At 69.9% G+C, this 18,444-nt stretch carries 22 protein-coding genes; 5 read left to right on the forward strand and 17 right to left on the reverse strand.

Features of this window, described 5'->3' with window-relative positions:
• Nucleotides 1-80: 80 nt before the first annotated feature.
• Both HS104_05625 and HS104_05630 read right to left on the reverse strand, forming a co-directional pair.
• Nucleotides 81-1,082, reverse strand: coding sequence for a tetratricopeptide repeat protein (locus tag HS104_05625; protein MBE7479449.1), 1,002 nt, complete (start codon nt 1,080-1,082; stop codon nt 81-83).
• 191 nt (nt 1,083-1,273) lie between these two features.
• Nucleotides 1,274-1,720 (reverse strand): hypothetical protein, encoded by a 447-nt coding sequence (locus HS104_05630; GenBank protein MBE7479450.1) that lies wholly within the window; start codon nt 1,718-1,720, stop codon nt 1,274-1,276.
• Nucleotides 1,721-1,861: 141 nt separating this feature from the next.
• Between HS104_05630 and HS104_05635 the strand changes: the two genes are divergently transcribed.
• The 3 genes from HS104_05635 to tadA all read left to right on the forward strand — a co-directional run bounded on the left by HS104_05635 (nt 1,862) and on the right by tadA (nt 4,625).
• Complete coding sequence (locus HS104_05635; GenBank protein ID MBE7479451.1) at nt 1,862-2,233, forward strand: hypothetical protein; 372 nt, start codon at nt 1,862-1,864, stop codon at nt 2,231-2,233.
• Between the two features lie 222 nt (nt 2,234-2,455).
• Entirely contained in the window at nt 2,456-2,644 is a 189-nt protein-coding gene (locus HS104_05640) for a hypothetical protein (protein MBE7479452.1), read from the forward strand.
• A 115-nt stretch (nt 2,645-2,759) separates the two neighbouring features.
• Nucleotides 2,760-4,625, forward strand: coding sequence for a Flp pilus assembly complex ATPase component TadA (gene tadA, locus HS104_05645; protein MBE7479453.1), 1,866 nt, complete (start codon nt 2,760-2,762; stop codon nt 4,623-4,625).
• 53 nt (nt 4,626-4,678) lie between these two features.
• Here the strand turns inward: tadA and HS104_05650 are convergent, their stop codons facing one another.
• From HS104_05650 to HS104_05695, 10 genes are all read right to left on the reverse strand, one after another.
• A complete protein-coding gene (locus tag HS104_05650) occupies nt 4,679-5,197 on the reverse strand; it encodes a peptide deformylase (protein ID MBE7479454.1) in 519 nt (172 codons plus the stop codon).
• 77 nt (nt 5,198-5,274) lie between these two features.
• Nucleotides 5,275-6,378 carry a bifunctional diaminohydroxyphosphoribosylaminopyrimidine deaminase/5-amino-6-(5-phosphoribosylamino)uracil reductase RibD gene (ribD, locus tag HS104_05655; protein MBE7479455.1) on the reverse strand — a complete coding sequence of 368 codons (1,104 nt, stop codon included), beginning with the start codon at nt 6,376-6,378 and terminating at the stop codon, nt 5,275-5,277.
• Nucleotides 6,379-6,404: 26 nt separating this feature from the next.
• Nucleotides 6,405-6,869, reverse strand: coding sequence for a transcriptional repressor NrdR (gene nrdR / locus HS104_05660; GenBank protein ID MBE7479456.1), 465 nt, complete (start codon nt 6,867-6,869; stop codon nt 6,405-6,407).
• Nucleotides 6,870-6,891: 22 nt separating this feature from the next.
• Nucleotides 6,892-8,139 carry a beta-ketoacyl-ACP synthase II gene (fabF, locus tag HS104_05665; protein ID MBE7479457.1) on the reverse strand — a complete coding sequence of 416 codons (1,248 nt, stop codon included), beginning with the start codon at nt 8,137-8,139 and terminating at the stop codon, nt 6,892-6,894.
• Between the two features lie 77 nt (nt 8,140-8,216).
• The gene (gene acpP / locus HS104_05670; GenBank protein ID MBE7479458.1) at nt 8,217-8,465 is read right to left on the reverse strand and encodes an acyl carrier protein; all 249 of its coding nucleotides are present in this window, start codon (nt 8,463-8,465) and stop codon (nt 8,217-8,219) included.
• Nucleotides 8,466-8,550: 85 nt separating this feature from the next.
• On the reverse strand, nt 8,551-9,297 hold the full coding sequence (locus tag HS104_05675; GenBank protein ID MBE7479459.1) for a 3-oxoacyl-ACP reductase FabG: 747 nt from the start codon (nt 9,295-9,297) through the stop codon (nt 8,551-8,553).
• 62 nt (nt 9,298-9,359) lie between these two features.
• Entirely contained in the window at nt 9,360-10,304 is a 945-nt protein-coding gene (gene fabD, locus HS104_05680) for an ACP S-malonyltransferase (GenBank protein ID MBE7479460.1), read from the reverse strand.
• 8 nt (nt 10,305-10,312) lie between these two features.
• Entirely contained in the window at nt 10,313-11,311 is a 999-nt protein-coding gene (locus HS104_05685; GenBank protein MBE7479461.1) for a ketoacyl-ACP synthase III, read from the reverse strand.
• An 81-nt stretch (nt 11,312-11,392) separates the two neighbouring features.
• On the reverse strand, nt 11,393-11,584 hold the full coding sequence (gene rpmF, locus HS104_05690) for a 50S ribosomal protein L32 (protein MBE7479462.1): 192 nt from the start codon (nt 11,582-11,584) through the stop codon (nt 11,393-11,395).
• An 11-nt stretch (nt 11,585-11,595) separates the two neighbouring features.
• Nucleotides 11,596-12,213 (reverse strand): DUF177 domain-containing protein, encoded by a 618-nt coding sequence (locus HS104_05695; GenBank protein ID MBE7479463.1) that lies wholly within the window; start codon nt 12,211-12,213, stop codon nt 11,596-11,598.
• A gap of 64 nt (nt 12,214-12,277) precedes the next feature.
• Here HS104_05695 and HS104_05700 point away from each other — a divergent pair, with 64 nt between their 5' ends.
• A complete protein-coding gene (locus HS104_05700) occupies nt 12,278-13,621 on the forward strand; it encodes a hypothetical protein (protein ID MBE7479464.1) in 1,344 nt (447 codons plus the stop codon).
• Between the two features lie 276 nt (nt 13,622-13,897).
• A complete protein-coding gene (locus HS104_05705) occupies nt 13,898-14,221 on the forward strand; it encodes a four helix bundle protein (protein ID MBE7479465.1) in 324 nt (107 codons plus the stop codon).
• 351 nt (nt 14,222-14,572) lie between these two features.
• Here the strand turns inward: HS104_05705 and HS104_05710 are convergent, their stop codons facing one another.
• The 5 genes from HS104_05710 to HS104_05730 all read right to left on the reverse strand — a co-directional run bounded on the left by HS104_05710 (nt 14,573) and on the right by HS104_05730 (nt 18,323).
• Nucleotides 14,573-15,100: a response regulator transcription factor gene (locus HS104_05710; protein MBE7479466.1), complete on the reverse strand. Its 528-nt coding sequence runs from the start codon at nt 15,098-15,100 to the stop codon at nt 14,573-14,575.
• A 230-nt stretch (nt 15,101-15,330) separates the two neighbouring features.
• Nucleotides 15,331-15,798, reverse strand: a complete 468-nt coding sequence (locus tag HS104_05715; protein ID MBE7479467.1) for a serine/threonine protein kinase — start codon at nt 15,796-15,798, stop codon at nt 15,331-15,333.
• A gap of 13 nt (nt 15,799-15,811) precedes the next feature.
• Entirely contained in the window at nt 15,812-16,717 is a 906-nt protein-coding gene (locus HS104_05720) for a DUF4349 domain-containing protein (GenBank protein ID MBE7479468.1), read from the reverse strand.
• Nucleotides 16,718-16,773: 56 nt separating this feature from the next.
• Nucleotides 16,774-17,658 carry a peptidylprolyl isomerase gene (locus tag HS104_05725; protein ID MBE7479469.1) on the reverse strand — a complete coding sequence of 295 codons (885 nt, stop codon included), beginning with the start codon at nt 17,656-17,658 and terminating at the stop codon, nt 16,774-16,776.
• A gap of 20 nt (nt 17,659-17,678) precedes the next feature.
• Entirely contained in the window at nt 17,679-18,323 is a 645-nt protein-coding gene (locus tag HS104_05730) for a DUF192 domain-containing protein (GenBank protein MBE7479470.1), read from the reverse strand.
• Nucleotides 18,324-18,444: the final 121 nt, after the last annotated feature.

Consider the following 18,444-nt stretch of genomic DNA (forward strand, 5'->3'; position numbering starts at 1 on the left):
AGAAACCGGCCCGGGCCGGCGCCCGGCTGTCCGTCCTGTCGGACGAGTGGCGAGGCGCTGGGGCCGCCCGCGGAGCGAGACTAAAGATGCCTCTTCGCGATCTCCGTCCACGTGCCTTGAGGCTCGAGCTGGATGTAGCTCTTCCAGAACGGTCGCGCCTTGCCCGTCTCGCCGACCTGCTCGTAGGCCATGGCGAGGTTGAAGTAGGCGTCGGCGAACTTCGAGTCGCTCTCCAGCGCTCCGTGGAAGAGCGGGATGCTGAGCTCGGGGTGCCCGCGCTCCAGCATCACGTAGCCCAAGTTGTACTGGGCCTCGGGCTGGCGGGAGTCGATCTCGAGCGCCTGCCGGTAGAGCGCCTCGGCGGCGTCCCCGTCCCCGCGCCGGAAGCGCACGTTGCCCAGGTTCGTGTAGGCGATGGCCAGCCAGGGGTCGAGCTCGAGCGCCTGCATGTACAGCGATTCGGCCTCGTCCATCGTCGCGGGATCTTCGTCGAGCTGGCTCGCGCGCAGGTACAGCTCGTAGGCGGTGCGCGAGCGCTCCCGACCCGCCGAAGGGCGCAGCACCCTGACGACGTCGTCGCGTAGCGACTTCACCTCGAAGTCGAGCACCATCTGACCGGTCAGGGGCTCGAAGGAGCCGTCCTGCGTGCGCACCACCACCCGCTGCCCGTCGGAGACGATGCGCAGCTCCGCGAGCGGGCGAGCGACGCGGGGCAGCGTGCGCTGAAGCGCGCCGACCGCGCGGGTCACGTCGCGCAGGCGTACGTTCTGGTCGAGCAGGGCCTGAGCCGTGCGCAGCGCGATCAGGTCGGAGAAGGTGTAGGCCCGCCGGCCCCGCCGCCGGCCCGTGGGCGGTACCACGCCGGTCTTGTCCAGGGTACGCAGACGATTGGGGGAAATGTCCAGGAGCCGAGCGATCTCGCTCTGCGTGAACAGGTCGGTCAGGGGCTCGCGGCTCGTCGGTGCGGCGTCGCGCTTCTCGTTGGTAGCCCGCCTCTGCTTGGTCTGGACGCGGCCGCCTCCAGGACCAAACACGACGTGGATCACCTTGTCGTCGCGTCGCTTCTTGCGCTTCATGCTCATCGGGGCCGACCTCGCGCGAGGTCACGTAGCTTCTCAATTCTTCCGCGCGCCGATCGATGTCAAGAGCGGGAGTGTCCGCAAAGGATTCGCGTGCAGATACTCCGCGGATTTGTGGTGGGTGACAGCTCGACGTGTCCCCGAACGGTGGTGCGCGAACGGGCTTGACGTTCTTCGCGGGATTGCTTCCGCGTTCAACCCGTCTCCGCGCTGTCGAGCGCGTGTACGTCCGCTTCCACGTCGATGTCGACCCGGATGCCGCGCGGGTCCCGCTTCACGGTGACCTCTGCCTGCACGCGTCCGAGCGTTCCGCCCGACCGCAGCTGCGCCTCCAGGCACGCCACCCGCACCGCGCGCAGCCGCGCGTGGGGATCGCGAGGCACGAGCGCGAGCAACTGTTCGGCGTCCGCGTCCGGCACGAGGCCGCCGCACGAGGTGAGCGTGAGCAGCACGCTGGTCGAGCCGTAGTAGACCGGGCCATCCGGCTCGACGCGCGTCGCGCCTTCGCTCATCACGTCAGCGGTCTCGAAGAGCTCGCGCCAGCGGTAGTCGTTGCTCTGCCAGAGATCGACGCGCCGCCGCTGTACCACCGGCAAGCCAGCGGTCTTGCGGAGCCCGGGGCCAGGCGAACGCGCGCGCACGAACGAAATGGTACGGGGCGGCGCGCGGTCGCACGAAGTTGTCGGCGAAGCGTTAGCGAAGCGCTTCGCGAAGCCCGGCCGTCGAAACTTGGCCGAACCCCGCCTGCGCTGCCAGCCTCACTCCGAGCCAGGAGGCGACAGATCGTGAGCGAGACCACCACCCAAGAGAGCCCGAGCTTCGTCGGCCGAGACCGCCGGCGCCACCGGATGTTCGTGACGCGGAACACCGAGTACCACTTCCGAGACGCGGTCTGCGTGGCGGTCCGGGACCGCCGCTCCGGGACCTGGCTGCCCTCCCACCTGGCCCTTCAGCGGACCCTGACCGGACGGGTCCGCTTCCAGACCAACGGGGTGGCGATCCCCGACGGAGGCCCGCCGGAGGTCGGGGAGGCGCTCTATTTCGGGGATGATGGTCGGGAGCTGGTCACCAGCCTGCTGACCGCCGTCGAGCGCCCGGCGAAGGTCCTGGTCACCAGCTACCCCTGTCCCAGCTCCTTCGTAGCCCGGGACTGAGGCGGTTGAACCAGTGAAAGATGGGAGAATTCGCGGTGCTGCGCAGGGTTCGCGGCGGGGTGCGAAGCGGCCTTTGCGCACGCCGCGTCATGACGCGCCTCGGGGCGACGATTGGTCGCGCGGCGGGGCCATCTGAGGTTCCAGCGTCGTTGGCATCCTTCTTTCATACTGGAGTCGCCGCAAAGGTAGTTCGGGCACCCCGCCCGCGAGTGGTTCATCCAGATGGCACTTCCGTTCGAGAGCAGCCCGACCCCCAACGATCCCCGCGCCGCGCGGATCCTCGCGAAAACCATCTACCGCGAGCTCCGAGGCAGCGGCTTCTCGGAGCGGGACGTAATGGCGCTGGCCGGCGAGCTCTTGGCCCTGGTCACCACCGAGGTCAAGGGCCAGTCCGGCCCGACCGACCGCTGACCCGAACGAACGGGAGGGGGGCGACCCGGCGGGCCCAGCCCGCGAAATTCCACGGGGACCGATGGACCGTGATTGACAGGTCCCCCGGGATTTCGGCAGATCTATCGGGCCGCTTGTGATCTCCCCCACGCAGTCGAGTCGGTCGTTGTTCGCCATCGTCATCAGCGAGAAGGGGGGCGCCGAACGCCGGGAGGTCTTCGAGCGCCCCGAAGTCAGTGTCGGTCGCGTGCAAGGCAACGACCTGATGCTGCCGAAGGGCAACGTCAGCAAGCGTCACGCGCGCCTGATCTTCCGAGACTCGCGCTTCATCGTCACCGACCTCAACAGCACGAACGGCACCTACGTCAATCGTCGCCGCATCTCCCAGGCCACCATCGTGCGCGAAGGGGATCGCATCTACATCGGCGACTTCGTGCTGCGCATCGAGATGCCGGAGGGCCAGAGCGAGCCGAGCACCGGCGGCGAGCAGACGGGCAGCGGTCCGGTTCCAGCCGCGGTGCGGGCCGCCGCCAGCGATTCGGGCGCGACCGCGTTCCCCGAGCAGGAGCTCGAGGAGGCGAGCGGCGTCAGCTATCCGGAGGTCCCCGGACCGCCGCGCATGCCCTCGGCGCCACGCCCCGAGGCGCCCTCCGAGGCACACCCCTCGGAGAAGATGCCGCTGGCGAGCGTCGTCGACGTCTCGCACGCCGACATCGATCTGCGCCAGATGGTGCAGTCCGGAGAAGAGACCAAGAGCCACCGGTCGGCGCTCACCTCGCTGGTCGGTCGCGTCGTCGGGGAGCTCGACGCTGCCCTGCTCGACGGCATCATCGACGAATCGACTCGCGGACGCATCGAACGCTCCATCGAGGAACGCGCCCACGAGCTGAAGAGCCAGGGAGAGCTGCCCGCCGACGTCGATGTCGGCCGCCTGTCGCAGGAGGCGAGGGCGGAGCTGTTCGAGCTCGGTGCCATCGGCCCCCTCTTGGTGGACTCCTCGGTGAGCGAGATCGTCGCCACCCGCTTCGACGCGATTTCAGCCGTGAAAGCTGGCCGACACGTGCCCGTGACGCCGGGCTTCTCTTCGGAAGAGGCGCTTCGCCGCGTGGTGCGCCGCCTGTGCCGGGCCGCCGGCATGGCGCTCGGGGCCGACGAGACCAGCGTCGAGCGGCAGCTCAGGGACGGCTCGCGGCTCTGGGCCGCGGTGGGCGCCGCGGCGCCGGCGGGTCTGTTGGTGATCCAGAAGCCGCGCCGCATCGGCGCCAGCTTCGAGGAGCTGGTTCGCAGCGGCACCATCTCGCGCGCCATCGCCACCTTCCTGGGCCAGTGCGTGGCGGCGCGCCTCAACGTCTTGGTCGCCGGGCCGCGGGACGCCGGGACCAGCGCCGTGGTCGCGGCGCTCGCGGCGGCCCAGGGCGACTCGCGGCAGGTCGTGTTGTTCGATCTCGACGACGTGTCGCCCTCGACCGAGGGTGTCACGCGGCTTGCGCTGGGTCCGGGGGACGAGGCGGCGCGTGCCCTCGGCATCGCGGCCCACGTACCGGGTGCGCGGCTCGTGGTCGAAGTCGCCAACCGTGCGCTCGCAGCGGCGCTCGTCGACGTGGTCGGCGACGGTGTGTCCGGGGTCGTGGCCAGCGTCCACGCCACGAGCGTGCGCCGCGCCCTCGCGCGCTTCGCGGCGGACGTGTCCGCCGCGCGGCCGGCTGCCGGCATCGCGGCCGCACGCGAGTGGGTGGCCTCCACCTTCGACGTGGTCGTCGAGGTTGGACGCCTGCGCGACAGCCGCCTGCGCGTGCTGCGCGTCGCGGAGCTCGCCGGCGTCAGCGCCGACGAGATCAAACTCTCCGACATCTTCTCCTTCACGGTGGAGCGCACCGCCGCCGGCGGCGCGGTCGAAGGCACCTTCAACGCTGCCGGCTCGGTGCCCAAGGTGGCGGACGAGATCTCGGGTCGCGGCTTCCAGCTCGAGAGCAGCCTGTTCACCCGGCCGCCCTCGCGCTGAGCGGGGCAGAGTCGGGCTCCGTCTTCCCTCGCGCCCGGACGGCGCGAGCCGACTCAGGCCTCGGCGTCCTGCGACTTCTGCTTCTTGGCGAGCTTGCGCCCCATCATGCGCTTCTTCAGAGCGCTCAGCTTGTCGATCATCAAGACGCCGTTCAGGTGATCGTTCTCGTGCTGGACGGCGACCGCGAGGAGGCCGTCCGCGTCGAGCTCGAAGGGCTTGCCGTCCCGGTCGAGGGCGCGCACCTTCACGCGCTCGGCGCGCTTGATCTCCTCGCTCACGCCGGGAAACGACAGGCAGCCCTCGTTCCAGATCTGGGTGCCGTCCAGCGCGACGAGCTCGGGGTTGATGAAGACGCGGAGCTCGCTCGGCTCGTCCTCGCTCGCGATGTCGATGACGAAGACGCGGAGGCCCACGCCGATCTGCGGCGCCGCCAGGCCGACCCCCGGAGCGTCGTACATGGTCTCCGCCATGTCGTCGACCAGCTTGCGGATTTCGTCGTCGACGCGCGGCACGGGCTTGGCCACCTCACGCAAGCGGGGGTCGGGGTATTCCAGGATCTCGCGCAGAGCCATGCTGCCGCGAAACCTAACATCCGGCTCCGGACCCTGCCAGCCCCGCCCCTCAGCCGCGCGTGCTCCAGGCGCCCGCGTCAGCCGTGCGACGTCGTCCGCGCCGGCTTCTTCGGGTAAACGAGCGGCCCGGACACGTAGGCGTCGTTCCCGCACAGCTCCCACACCGGGGGGTCGATGCGCGGGGCGTCCGACGGCGTCTCCGGTCCGGCCCAGTCCACCGCGCCCGGCCGACCACGCGGGCCGAGCATCACCGGCGCGATGAACACGTGCATCTCGCCGGCCAGGCCGGTCGCGAGGAGGCTCCCCGCCAGCTCGGCGCCGCCCTCGCACAGCACGCTGACGACCTCGCGGGCTGCCAGCTCGCGCAGCGCCAGCCGCATGTCGCAGCGACCCTCCGCCGTGGCGGCGACCCGGATCACGGCGACGCCGGCCTCGATCAGCTCTTCTTCGGCGCTGCGCGGGCCCTCCGGCGTGGTCACCACGCAGGTCGGCACCTCCCGCGCGCTCTGCACCAGCTGGCTCGAGAGCGGCAGGCGTAGCCGGCTGTCGATGATGACGCGCACCGGGCTCCGGCCAGGGATGTCACGCACGGTCAAGCGAGGGTCGTCGGCGAGCACCGTGTTGATGCCCACCATGACGGCGTCGTGCCTGGCGCGGAGCGCCTGGACGCGGGTCCGCGACTCCGGGCAGGTGATCCACTTGCTGGCGCCGGTGCGCGTCGCGATGCGACCGTCCAGCGAGATGCCGAGCTTCACGCCCACGAAGGAAGCGCCCTCGGTGATGTACTTCGCCCAGGGGCGAATCACCGCTCGGGCGTCCTTCTCCAGCACGCCGACGGTGACCTCGACGCCTGCGTCCTTCAGCTTCTGCACCCCGCCGCCCGGCACGTTGGGGTTCGGGTCGCTGCAGCCGACCACGACGCGTTTGATGCCGGCGGCGAGGATCGCGTCCACGCAAGGCGCGGTCCGGCCCTCGTGGTTGCACGGCTCGAGCGTCACGTAGAGCGTCTTGCCCTTGGCGGCGTCGCCGGCCGCGCGCAGCGCGGCGACCTCGGCGTGATCGAGTCCGGCGGCCTCGTGGAAGGCCTCCGCGAGGATCGTCGCTCCGTCGGCGATGACGCACCCCACGTGCGGGTTGGGGGAGGGGTCACCGCCCTGAGCGAGCTCGAGCGCGCGGGCCATCAGCTTTGCGTCGACGTCGGCCACGTTCACTGCCCTTCCTTCGGACGCACCAGCACGCTCATCTCGCGCATGAACTCGTCGATGTCCCGGAAAGACTTGTACACGCTCGCGAAGCGCACGTAGGCGACCTGGTCGAGGCGCTTGAGCCTATCCATGACCTTCTCCCCGATCTCCAGCGAGGAGAGCTCGCGCTCCCCGCCCTCCGAGAGCTCGCGCTCCAGCGTCTCCGCCTCCTCCTCCAGAGTGTCCAGCGAGACGGGGCGCTTGTTGCAGGCGATGCGCAGGCTGGCCAGGACCTTCTGGCGGTCGAACGGCTCGCGCTGCCCGTCCTTCTTGATCACTACCGGGAGGCTCAGCTCGACCCGCTCGTAGGTGGTGAAGCGCCGCTTGCAGGCGTCGCATTCGCGACGCCGCCAGGTCACGGTCCCGCCGGCGACGAGCCGCGAGTCCACCACTCGGCTCTCCATCGAACGGCAGGAAGGACATTGCATGATCCGGCTCGGGGAGAGGCGTTCAGCCCTCGAACGCGGCGAGCACGAGGCTGGCGTTGGTGCCGCCAAATCCAAACGAGTTGCTCAAAGCGCGACGCACGCGGCGTTCCCGGGTCTCGTTGGCCACGAAGTCCAAGGGGCACTCCGGGTCTTGGTCTTCCAGGTTGATGGTAGGCGGGACGAGCCCCGTCTCGATGGCCTTGATGCACAGGGCTGCCTCGACAGCGCCAGCGGCACCGAGCAGGTGCCCCATCATGCTCTTGGTCGAGCTGACCCAGAGCTTCTTGTCGAGCGCGTGGCTGCCGAAGAGGTTGGCCACGGCCTTCGCCTCCTCGATGTCGCCGGCCGGCGTGCTGGTGCCGTGCGCGTTGATGTAGTCGATCTGCTCGGGGGCGAGCTTCGCGTCTCCGAGCGCGATGCGCATGGCGCGCATGGCCCCCGCGCCGTCCGGTGGTGGCTTGGTGATGTGGTAGGCGTCGCTGGTTGCGCCGAACCCGACGACCTCCCCGAGGATGCGCGCGCCGCGGCGCTTGGCCCGGGTCAGCGACTCGAGCACCAGCGTGCCGGCGCCCTCTCCGCACACGAAGCCGTCGCGTCCCTTGTCCCAGGGCCGGCTGGCGCGGGTCGGCTCGGCGTTGCGCCGGGAGAGCGCGAACATCGCCGAGAAGCCGGCGATGCCGATTGGGGTGATGGTGGCCTCCGCTCCGCCGGCGACCATGACGCTGGCACGTCCCTCTTGGATCCAGCGGTAGGCCTCGCCGATGGCGTGGGCGCTGGAGGAGCACGCGCTGGTGTGCGCGTAGCTCGGGCCCCGCAGGTTGAACGCGATGGAGACCTGGCCCGCGGCCATGTTCGCGATCAGCGAGGGGATGAAATACGGGCTGATCTTGCCGGGGCCTTTGTGCTCCAGCGTGAGGGTGCAGCGCTCCAGGTTCTCGAGCCCGCCGAGGCCGACGCCGATGAACACGCCGGTGGTGTCCCGCTCTTCTTCGCTGAGCTCGAGCGCGGCGTCCGCCAGCGCCATCTTGGTCGCCCCCATCGCGAAGGTGATGAAGCGAGTCACCTCCTTGATCTTCTTGCGATCCATGTGCTCGGCCGGATCGTAGCCCTTCACTTCGCAGGCGAAGCGCGTGGGATAACGCTCGTCCGCCTCGAACTGCGTGATCGGTCCGGCGGCGCTCTGCCCGGCGACCAGCGACCGCCAGGTGGGCTCCGTCCCGATTCCGTTGGGCGTGACCAGACCAATCCCGGTGACTACGACGCGCTCCATCAGGGCTCCACGGCACGTGCCCGGGCCGCCACGGTGACAGAGATCACGCAGCGACCCGAGCGACGAAACGTCCAGGCTCAGGCCGGGACGTGCTTCTCGATGTAGTCGATGGCGTCCTGGACGGTCCGGATCTTCTCCGTGTCTTCGTCCGGGATGTCGATCTCGAACGCTTCCTCGAACGCCAGGACCAGCTCGACCAGGCCCAGGGAGTCTGCCCCCAGGTCGTCGATGAACGTGGACTCCGCCTTGATATCCTTCTCGTCGACGTCCAGCTGCTCCTTGATGATGCGCTTGACCTCGGCCTCGATGTTGCGGCCTTCCGCCATGTTTCGTCCTCCAGAGGGGGCGCGTCCTACCTCGGAGCGCCCCGGGTTGGGTAAGGATTTCGTCTGGTTTGAAGAAAGTTAATGGTTACATGTACATGCCGCCGTTCACACGCAGCGTGTGTCCGGTGACGTAGCCGGCCTCGTCGGAGGCCAGGAAGACGACGGCCGCCGCCACGTCGGCCGCGGTGCCGGGGCGACCCAGGGGCACCGCCGACAGCATGGCCGTCTTGGCCTCCTCCGGCAGGTCCCGGGTCATGTCGGTCTCGATGAACCCGGGAGTGACGGCGTTGACCGTGATGTTGCGCGAGGCGTACTCGCGCGCGATGGACTTGGCGGCCCCGAGCAGGGCGCCCTTGGATGCGGCGTAGGCCGTCTGGCCGACGTTGCCCATTTCGCCGACCACGCTCGACACGAAGATGATCCGCCCGCCTTTGGCCCGCATCATCGGCTTCAGCGCTCCGCGCGCGCAGGCCACGGCGCCTTTCAGGTTCACCGCCAGCGTGCGCTCGAAATCCTCGTCTTTCAGCCGGAGCAGCAGGCCGTCGATGGAAATCCCCGCGCTCAGCACCAGCACGTCGAGGCGCCCCAGGCGTTTCGCGACCTCCGCCACGGCTGCCTCGGCGGCAGCGGTCTGACTCACGTCGAACTGGCAGAGCTCGGCCTTGCCGCCGGCCTTCTCACAGGCCGCCGCCGCGTCCCGGGCGGCGGCCTCGTTGCCCGCGTAGCCGATGACGACGTGGGCGCCGCGCGATGCCAGGGCCTCGGCGCACGCGCGTCCGATGCCGCGCGAGCCGCCGGTGACGAGACAAACCTTGCCGGTTAGATCGAACATCTTGCTCCCCTTCGGGCCGAGACCGTTTACCACGCAACGCCCGGTGTCGAGCGGGAAAGATCCTACGCACTCGTCGCGGCGAGCTCGACCAACCGCCGGAGCGATTCCGGGTCGCCGACGGACACCACCGAGATGCGCTTGTCGATGCGCTTGACCAGGCCGGCCAGCACCTTGCCCGGGCCGATCTCCAGGGCTCGGTTCACGCCGGCCGCCGCCATCAGCTCGATGCTCTGCTGGAAGCGCACCGCGCCGTCGATCTGGCGCACCAAGAGCTCGGCGATCCGGTCCGGGTCCTGGTTGGGCTGGGCCTCGACGTTGCTGACGACCGGAAAGGCGAGCGGGCCGAAGCTGACGGCCAGGAGCTCGACGCGCATGCGCGCCGCGGCCGGGGCCATCAGCGCGCAGTGGAAAGGAGCGCTGACCTTGAGCGGGATGGCCTTCTGCTTGGCCTGCTCCGCCAGCTCCATCGCGCGCTCCACCGAGGCCTTCTTGCCGGCGATGACCACCTGCCCGGGCGCGTTGAAATTCGCCGGCTGCACGCTGCCGTCGGCGGCAGCCTGCCGGCACAGCTCCGCCGCCGCCGCCGCGTCGCCGCCCATCAGCGCGGCCATGGCGCCTTCACCCTCCGGCACCGCGTCCTGCATCGCCTTGCCGCGGACGTGCACCAGGCGCACTGCGTCCTCCAGGCTCAGGGCCCCGGCGGCCACCAGCGCGCTGTACTCCCCGAGCGAGTGCCCGGCGGCGAAGGCCGGCGGACCGATGTCCGGCAGCGCTTCGCGGATTGCCGCCAAGGTCGCGATGCTCACGGTCACGATGGCCGGCTGCGTGTTGGCGGTGAGCGTGAGCTCCGCCTCCGGTCCCTCGAAGCACAGCCGAGTGAGCGACCAGCCGAGCGCTCGGTCCGCGCGCTCGAACACCTCACGCGCCGCGGGCGAGGCGTCGTGGAGCGCCTTGCCCATGCCGACGGTCTGCGTTCCCTGTCCGGGGAAGAGCCAGGCGGTGGTCATCGCGTCCCTCACATCCGAACGAGGGCGCTCGCCCAGGAGATCCCGGCGCCGAGCGCGCACATCAGCACCGTGTCGCCGGGCTTGATGCGGCCGTCGCGCACGCCTTCGTCGAGCGCGATGGGGATCGAGGCGCTGGAGGTGTTTCCGTAGCGCTCGATGTCGAGGATGAAGCGATCGAGCGGGATGTCGAGGCGCTGCGCCACCTGGCTGATGATGCGCATGTTGGCCTGGTGCGGGACCACCCAGGTCACGGCGTCGGTGCCGAGCCCGGCGACCTCGAGCGCCTCGCGGGACGCGCTGGTCAGGTTCCGTACCGCGACCTTGAAGATGTCGCCGCCGACCATGTGGACCTTGTCCCTACCGGCCTCGATTCCGGCCGGCGTGACCGGCTCCTTGCTGCCGCCCGCCGGGATGCACAGCGACTCGGCCAGCGTCGCGTCGGTGTAGAGGCGCGTCGAGAGCACGCCGCGCCCGTCACCCGCCGCGGGTGTGAGCACCGCCGCCCCCGCGCCGTCGCCGAACAGCACGCAGGTCGTGCGGTCCTTCCAGTTGAGCACCCGGGAGAGCAGCTCTACGCCGACCACCAGCACGTTCTCGTGGGCGCCGCTCTTGATGAACTGGTCGCCGATCGACAGCGCGTAGACGAAGCCCGCGCAGGCTGCCGCCACGTCGAAGGACGGGATGCCGGGGCAGCCGAGCTTCTGCTGTACGAAAGCCGCACAGGCGGGCAGCGGCATGTCGGCGCTGATGGTCCCGACGATGATCATGTCGAGATCCGTCGGCTTCAAACCCGCGGCTTCCAGGGCGCGGCGGGCCGCCCCCACGGCCATGTCGCTCGCTGCCTCGCCCGGGGCGGCGATGCGGCGCTCCTTGATCCCCGTGCGCTCCTGGATCCACTCGTCGGAGGTGTCGACGAGCTTCTCCAGCTCCGCGTTGGTCATCACCCGCTCGGGCACGTAGGCACCCGTGCCGGCGATCCGGCTCCGCGGTCCGACGCTGATCGTCATTCGGCGCTCGTACGATCTCCCGCGCGAGACGTCACCGCAAAAAGGTTGAACCACCGCGCTGCAAAGCGCGCTACGCGGCTGTCACTCGTCGCTGGCCGGCGCCTTGCCCACGGCCTTGCCCTTGTAGTGGCCGCAGGCCGGGCAGACGCGGTGCGACACCATCGGCGCCGAGCAGTTCGGGCAGGGCACGATGTTCGGTGCGGCCACCTTGTCGTGGTTGGCGCGCCGCGTGTTGCGTTTGCTGGAAGTGTTTCGTCGCTTCGGAACAGCCACGGAATTGCTCCTTAGTTCTTTCGCTCGCGCAGCCGCTCTGCGATCGCCGCGAGTGGGGCGAGGCGGGGGTCGACTCGCACCTCGGCCTCCGCTTCCGGAGCCGGGGGCGGAGCGATACCGGGTGCCTGGCCGCTTGGCAAGTCCTTATGTACGACCATCGGGAGCTCGAGCAGCAGGAACTCCCGCACGAACTGGTCCAGGACCACCTCTTCGCCGGAGTAAGTGTCCTGCCCGGCCTGGGCGTCGCTCAGCTCCGGGTCGTCGTTCCAGCCGCGTTTCGGCTTCTTGGGCGCGACTTCCCCGGGCTTTTTCGGGCGCTGCCGCCCACGCTTGGGGCCCACGTCGGTCGGGGCTGGGCCCAGCATCAGGAACACCTCGGACGTGAGCGTGACCTCGACCGGCTCGAGCGTGCGGGCGTCGGGGACGCTGACCCGGGCCGTGGCCTTGCCCTGCACCAGGACGTCCTTGCCGTTCTTGGTCAGGCGCGCCTCGAGCCGCCCCGGCCCGAGCGGGCTGGCGTCGGTCCCCTCGAGGGCGCGGCCGAGCCAGGCTTCGCCGATCTCCCACTCGACGTCGCGGGGCTCGCGCTCCAGGTCGGCGAGCGGTACCACGAACGAAGGCTTGGACACGCCGCGGAAGGTACACGAGTCCGCGCATTTGTCGACCCGGGCCCTGTGGTAGCTTGCGACCCCGATGTGGTCGAGGCTCCGCGACGACGGGCGCGCGCGACGCCTGACCCTCGCCCTCGGCCTGTACCTGCTCACCGCCGCGGTGTTCTTCGCCTGCGCTTCGCGGCAGACCCTCACGGAGCACACTCCGTTCAACCACTTCGCGCTCCTGGCCGAGGCCTGGCTGAAGGGCCGCCTCGATCTCGGGGGTCCGCCGCCGGGCTACGCCCAGAACAACGATTTCGCCCAGTACGGCGACAAGTGGTTCATCGTGTTCCCGCCCTTCCCGGCGGTGCTGCTCCTGCCCCTGGTGAAGCTCGGCGGCTCGGCCATCCGGGTTCAGGACGGCCAGTTCTTCATCTGGCTGGCGGGCATCGCGCCGGCGGTCTTGTTCCTCTGCCTGGAGAAGCTCCGGCGCATGGGCCTCACGGGGCGTGGCACCCGCTTCAGCCTGGTCTTGAGCCTGCTCTTCGCGTTCGGCAGCGTGTACTTCTTCACCGCCGAGCAGGGCACGGTCTGGTTCGCGGCGCACGTGGTGGGCGCGGCCATCGCCGCGCTCTACGTGCTGTGCGCCCTCGACGCCGAGCGGCCCATGCTGGCCGGCCTCTTGGTGGGGCTGGGGTTCCTCACCCGCGCGCCCCTGCTCTACGCGGTGCCGCTGTTCCTGTTCGAGGCGCTCCGGGTCTCGAGCGGCGCCAGCGCGAGCGAGGTCGGCCCGTCCCGGCGAGTCCGCGAGCTCTGGGCAGGCCTGGACAAGCGCCGCTTCGTCCTGCTCTTGGTGTCCTTCGGCGCGCCGCTGGCGTGCGTGCTGGCGATCGCGGCCTGGTACAACCGCGCCCGCTTCGGCGACGCCTTCGAGTTCGGCTACCGCTACCTGACGGTGCTGTGGCGCCCGCGCATGGAGAAGTGGGGGCTCTTCAACTACCACTACCTGGGCAAGAACCTGGGCGTGGTCCTGACCAGCCTGCCCTGGATCGCCAAGGCCCCGGCCGACCCGCGCTTCCAGATCAACGCGCACGGGCTGGCGCTCTGGGTGACTACGCCGCTCTACCTGTGGCTGCTCTGGCCGCGCAAATGGACCCGGCTGCACTGGGGGCTCACGCTGACCACGCTGGCGGTGGCGGTGCCCACGCTCTTCTACCAGAACACCGGCTGGGTGCAGTTCGGCTACCGCTTCTCCAACGACTACTCGGTGTTCCTGTTCTGCCTGCTCGCGATCGGCGGCTTCCGACTGGGGCCTCTGTTCTGGAGCGCCGCGGTGTGGAGCATCGTCGTCAATTCGTTTGGTGCGCTCACGTTCCAGCGGCCGAAGTACGCGAAGTACTACCACCAGGAGGGGACGCAGACGGTGGTGTACCAGCCCGATTAGGATCAGGGCGGGATCGGGATCAGGATCAGGATCAGGACCAGGACCAGGACCAGGATCAGGATCAGGATCAGGATCAGGATCGGGATTAGGCGGGATTGGGCGGGATCGGGCTCTTCGGCGCTTTCTCAGCTTAGCGCCGTGCTCGCGCACCTCAATGGTGCGCGCGGCTCTGGCCGCGCCTCGGGCTCGCTGCGCTCGCCCTCGCCATTGACCCGCGCTGTGCGCGGCGCGGGGGAGCTGTCGCTCTCGAAGAGAAAGCAGAACAGGAAGTGCGTCATGAGGATCTTGGACTCGCTCGAAGACATGGTGAAGAACGTCCATCGGCTCGCAGACCGCGTGTCGCGGCACGATCGCGATCTGGCGTCGCAGATGAAGAGCGCCAGCAACAGCGCGGCGCTCAACGGCAGCGAGGGCGTCTGGGCCAAAGCAGGTAAGCGCCGCTCGCGGCTGGAAGACGCGCTGAATTCCGCGCGGGAAACCCTGATGGCCTTGCGTATCGCGCGCGCGTGCGGCTACCTCCCCGCCTCGGAGGCGAACCAGGGCATCCAGGCCCTCGATGGAATCATCGCCGTGCTCTGGGTCCTCGCGTATCGGCGCTGACTCGGTGCACGCGGGCCCGCCTGGGCTGTCGGCCCGGGCGGGCTTCCGCACGGCTCGAGGGCCGCCCGGCCGCCGCGGCGGGCGCGGCCCGCCGCGCCGCCCTCTGCACGGGCGCGGCCTGGTCGCGCAGCCCGTCACTGCGGCCGTGTAATGGTGCCTTGGGCCTCGACGGCGGGAGCTCGGCGAGGCGCGGCTCGACTTACAGTCGTCCGCGAAGCGCAAAGAGTCTTGGTCTCGCCGGCGCAAGTAGAATCGCAGCCGATACTGCATCGATAGCCCCATTCAGGTCACCAGCTTCTTCCAGCGCGTCTGCCTCGCGATTGGCTTCTTCCACTCGGCCGTCCGTCGTACTCATTCGTAGTCCTCGTCGATCTGCCGTTTGCTGCGATCGCCTTCGCCGCGCTCGGTCACACTGCCCGTCACCCGGCGCGTCAATGCCACGGCGCGGGTCACGAGCTCTTTCACCGCGAACGGCTTCAGGATGAAGTCGTCGGCTCCCGCGAGGCGCGCGTCGCCACCGGCGGCGGCGTCCCCGGTCATGACGATGATGCCACCGGCAACGCCCCGACACCGTAGCGCCTCACAGGCTTCGACTCCGTCCCCGTCCAAGAGCCACCGGTCCAGCACCAGGAGGTCCGGCGGCGCGTGCTCGATCTGCGTGAACATCTCTCGAAGGCTCGTGCACACCTCGGTGGCGCAGCCCGCGCGCTCGAGGCTCCGCGCGACGATGTCCGCGAACTTCCGCTGGTCGTCCACGACGAGCACGTCCGGCGGATCCCGCGGCCAGAGCACGTCCCGGTACGGTCCATCGACCAGGAGCGTGAGCCCGCCACTCGGAGTATCGTCCGCTTGGTCCGCGCGCGAGCTCACGTCCGCCACCCGCCGCTCAGCATACCAGGGGACGGCGGCAGCTCGGGACAACCCAATCGCGCGCCGTGGGGTTTCATCGCGGGCCCCATCGGCCGGTCGTCGCCGAGGGTGCGCGCGATCTTCGCCCTCGGGCGCTCGAGTCCTCGCTCGGTGCGCGAGGAGCCCCTCGCTCAGAACCTCGGAACCTCCCGCCGTACCCGGCCCACGCGCGGCGGCGGGCCCCCGGGCCGTGCTTAGGTCTACTTCACTCGGAAGCCGTCGATCGCCTGATCGAGCCCGGCGCTGCCCTTTTCCATCAGCTCCTTCGTGCCGCCGGCCTCGAGCAGGAAGATGTAGTCCTCGGTCAGGAAGATCGTGACGTAGTAGAGGTGCGGCTTGCCGCTCTCGTCGTGGCCGAAGCGCAGCTGCTTGCCGTCCAAGCCGCTCTTGGTCTTCACGTCGCGCGTGCCGACCAGCGCGTAGCCGCCGCGCTGGCGCATGCGGTTCTCGATCGCGCGCGTCCAGAAGGCCATCTCGCCCTTGGGGTCGTGCTCGATCTCTCGCACCGCGATCACCAGGCCGTCGGCCGTGGTGGCGCGGTACTCGTAGGCTTCCTGGTCCTCGAGCTCGACGAAGCCCTGGGGCGTCGTGGTCTCGAAGTGGTGCCCGCAGCCGAAGAGGGGCAGGGCTGCCAAGACCAAGACTAGAGCGGTGATGTGGCGTTTCATGGCAGTCCTCTCGTCACAGACGCAACAGATCGCCGAGGCCGAGGCGATCGAGCCAGGGGAAGGGCAGGCGCACCTTCGAGTCGACGTGATCGACGGGGCGCGGCTGGAACTCCACGGTGATGGTCGAGAACGTGACCAGCTCCCGCAGCAGCTTGAGCCGGCCCTTGATGCGCTCGAGCTCGCCCGCGACGCGCTCGAGCTCGCGCTCGACGGCGAGGGCTTCTTCGACCTTGGCGGCCTTCTTCAAGAGCTCTTCCAGGCGCTCGCGCATCACTTCCAGGTTGCGCATCCGGATCGCCAGGTCGGTGTACTCCGCGGTGACGTCCTGCACGTTGACGTTGCGGTGCAACAGGTCGCCCATCTTCGCGACCTCGTCGAGGGCGCCGTCGAACTTGCCCGCGGGGACGCGCACCGTGATGCGGGTGTCCTCGCGCGACACCAGGTAGCCGCCGTTGTCCTTGGCGAGCTTCTCCACCGCGTCGATGGCCTTCTTGGTCTCGAACACGGCCATGTAGAGCTGGGCCTTGTAGATGAGCAGCGGACCCGCGACGCTCTTGCCGTCGCTTCCGGTGGCGACCGCGGCTTGCTCCTTGCCCGCGGTGGCGGCGTCGGGGACACCTGGCGGTGCCTCCTTCTTCATCGCCGGCGGACCCGGCGGCGTGGCCTGGGCCATCCCGCCGCGGGCGGGCATCGGCTTGGCTTCGCTCTCGCGGTAGAGGACCGCGTCGTCGGCGCTGAAGCTCGCGCCGGTGGCGGTGGCCTCCGGCTCCTCCATGGGCGGCGCGGGGGCCATCGCCGCCTCGGGCGCCTTCGCCAGCGATCCGCCGCCGCAGCCGAGCGCAAACAGGGTGATCACGCACAGCAAGGTCCAGCGCCACCAGCTGGCGAGGGGCCCGAGCGCCATCCGAAGGTCTTTCATGGCTGCACCTCAACGTCCTCCGCGCGTCACTGCTTACACCACTTTGCCGAGGGCCGTCACTTGGCGCTCGGGGCTGGCGGGGCCGGCGGGGCTGGGGCTGCGGGCTTCTGCCCGGCGGCCGCTGGGGCTGCGGCGCCGGCGGGCTTCGCCTGGCGCTTGATGGTGACCTTCTCGATCTTCGGCGGCGTGACCGCGCGCTCCCCCCGGACCGGGACGCTGGCCAGTGCCTCGATCACGCTCTCGGGCTCGCATTTCCCGAAGATGGTGTAGCCGCCGTCCAGGTGCGATGCGACGCCGTCCATCACGAAGAACTGCATGCCGTTGGTGTTGGGACCGCGGTTGGCCATGCAGAGCAGGCCGCGCTGGTCGTGCCGGGCGTCCTCCCAGACCTCGTCCGGGATCACGTAGCCGGGCTCGCCCGCGCCGCTGCCGGCGGGGTCGCCGCCCTGGATCATGAATCCCTTCACCACGCGGTGAAACGTCGTGCCGTCGTAGCCAGGCTTCTTCTCCCACTTGCCGGCGGGCGTCTTCCAGGGCCGGAGCCCGCGCGCCAGGCCGACGAAGTTGGCGACGGTGATGGGCGCCTTGTCCTCGTACAGCGTGCACGACAGCGTGCCCTTGTCGGTCTTGATCTCGGCGATGAGCGCGCCCTTTCCGGTCAGTCCTTTGGTCGCATCGGCGAGGGTGAACTTGCCCTTCAGCGGATCGTCCTCGCTCGGCTTCACCTCGGCGACGGGTTTGGCCGGAAGCTTCTTGGGCTCCGACGGCGGGGGCGGAGGCGGAGTGGGCGCCGCCGTGCGTTCGGCCTTGCCGGCCAGATCGGCGGGGGCCGGCGTGACGGCCGGGGACGCGGGGCGGGCGACGGGCTCGGGCTCCGGCGGCGGCTCCTCGCAGGCGGCGAGGAAGAGCGGCAGGACGAGGATCGATTTCGAACGGGTCATGTTTCGCATTCTTTCGAGATTCAAGGTTCGATGCGCAGGCGTTGGCCCGCGGTGATCCCGTGCGCGCGGGTCCAGCCGGCGTTCAGCTCGAGCACGTGCGCAGCGGGGCAGGGGATGGAGCGTGACTCGTCGTTCATCGTCGGCACCTGCTCGAGGATGCCGACGATGAACCCGCGGGCGTCGATGAACAGCATGTCGAGGGGGATGCAGGTGTTGTGCATCCAGAAGCTCCGAACCTGCTCGTTGGGCCACGAGAACAGCATGCCGGCGTCGTCGGGCATGCCCGTGCGGTACATCAGCCCGCGCTCGCGAGTCTCGGGGCGATCCGCGAGCTCGACCTCGACACGGGGGCTGCCCGGCGCGTCGGTGAACGTGACGTGCCCGCGGCCGAGCGGCAGGTTCCCGCTCGGATCGGCGGGACAGTGCTTCGCCTTCTCGGCCCTGGGCTGCGGTGTCGCGGGCGAGGGCACCACGCAGCGGGGCTTGTCGGCGACCGCGGATGGGGGCGGGGGTGGGGGCGCCGATGGCGCGGGCGTCGCGCGGGGCCCGGGCGACGCCACGACTACGGTGGCCGCCTTGGCCGGGCGCGAGCCCGCGGGCTCCTCGCTCCGACCGCAGCCCAGCGCGACGAGCGCCGCGCTTGCGAGGGCCAACCTGGACTTCATCGTCGGCACACCTGTGGCGTCGCCGTCACGGCGACGGCCGGACCGGTAACCCGCGCTCGGACTCCCGGCAAGCGCCGGCCGCACGACCGAGCGGATCCCGGCGTCAGGATCTGCACGGCAG

It is taken from the genome of Polyangiaceae bacterium (genome assembly GCA_015075635.1).
Classification (GTDB): Bacteria; Myxococcota_A; Polyangia; order Polyangiales; family Polyangiaceae; genus JADJKB01.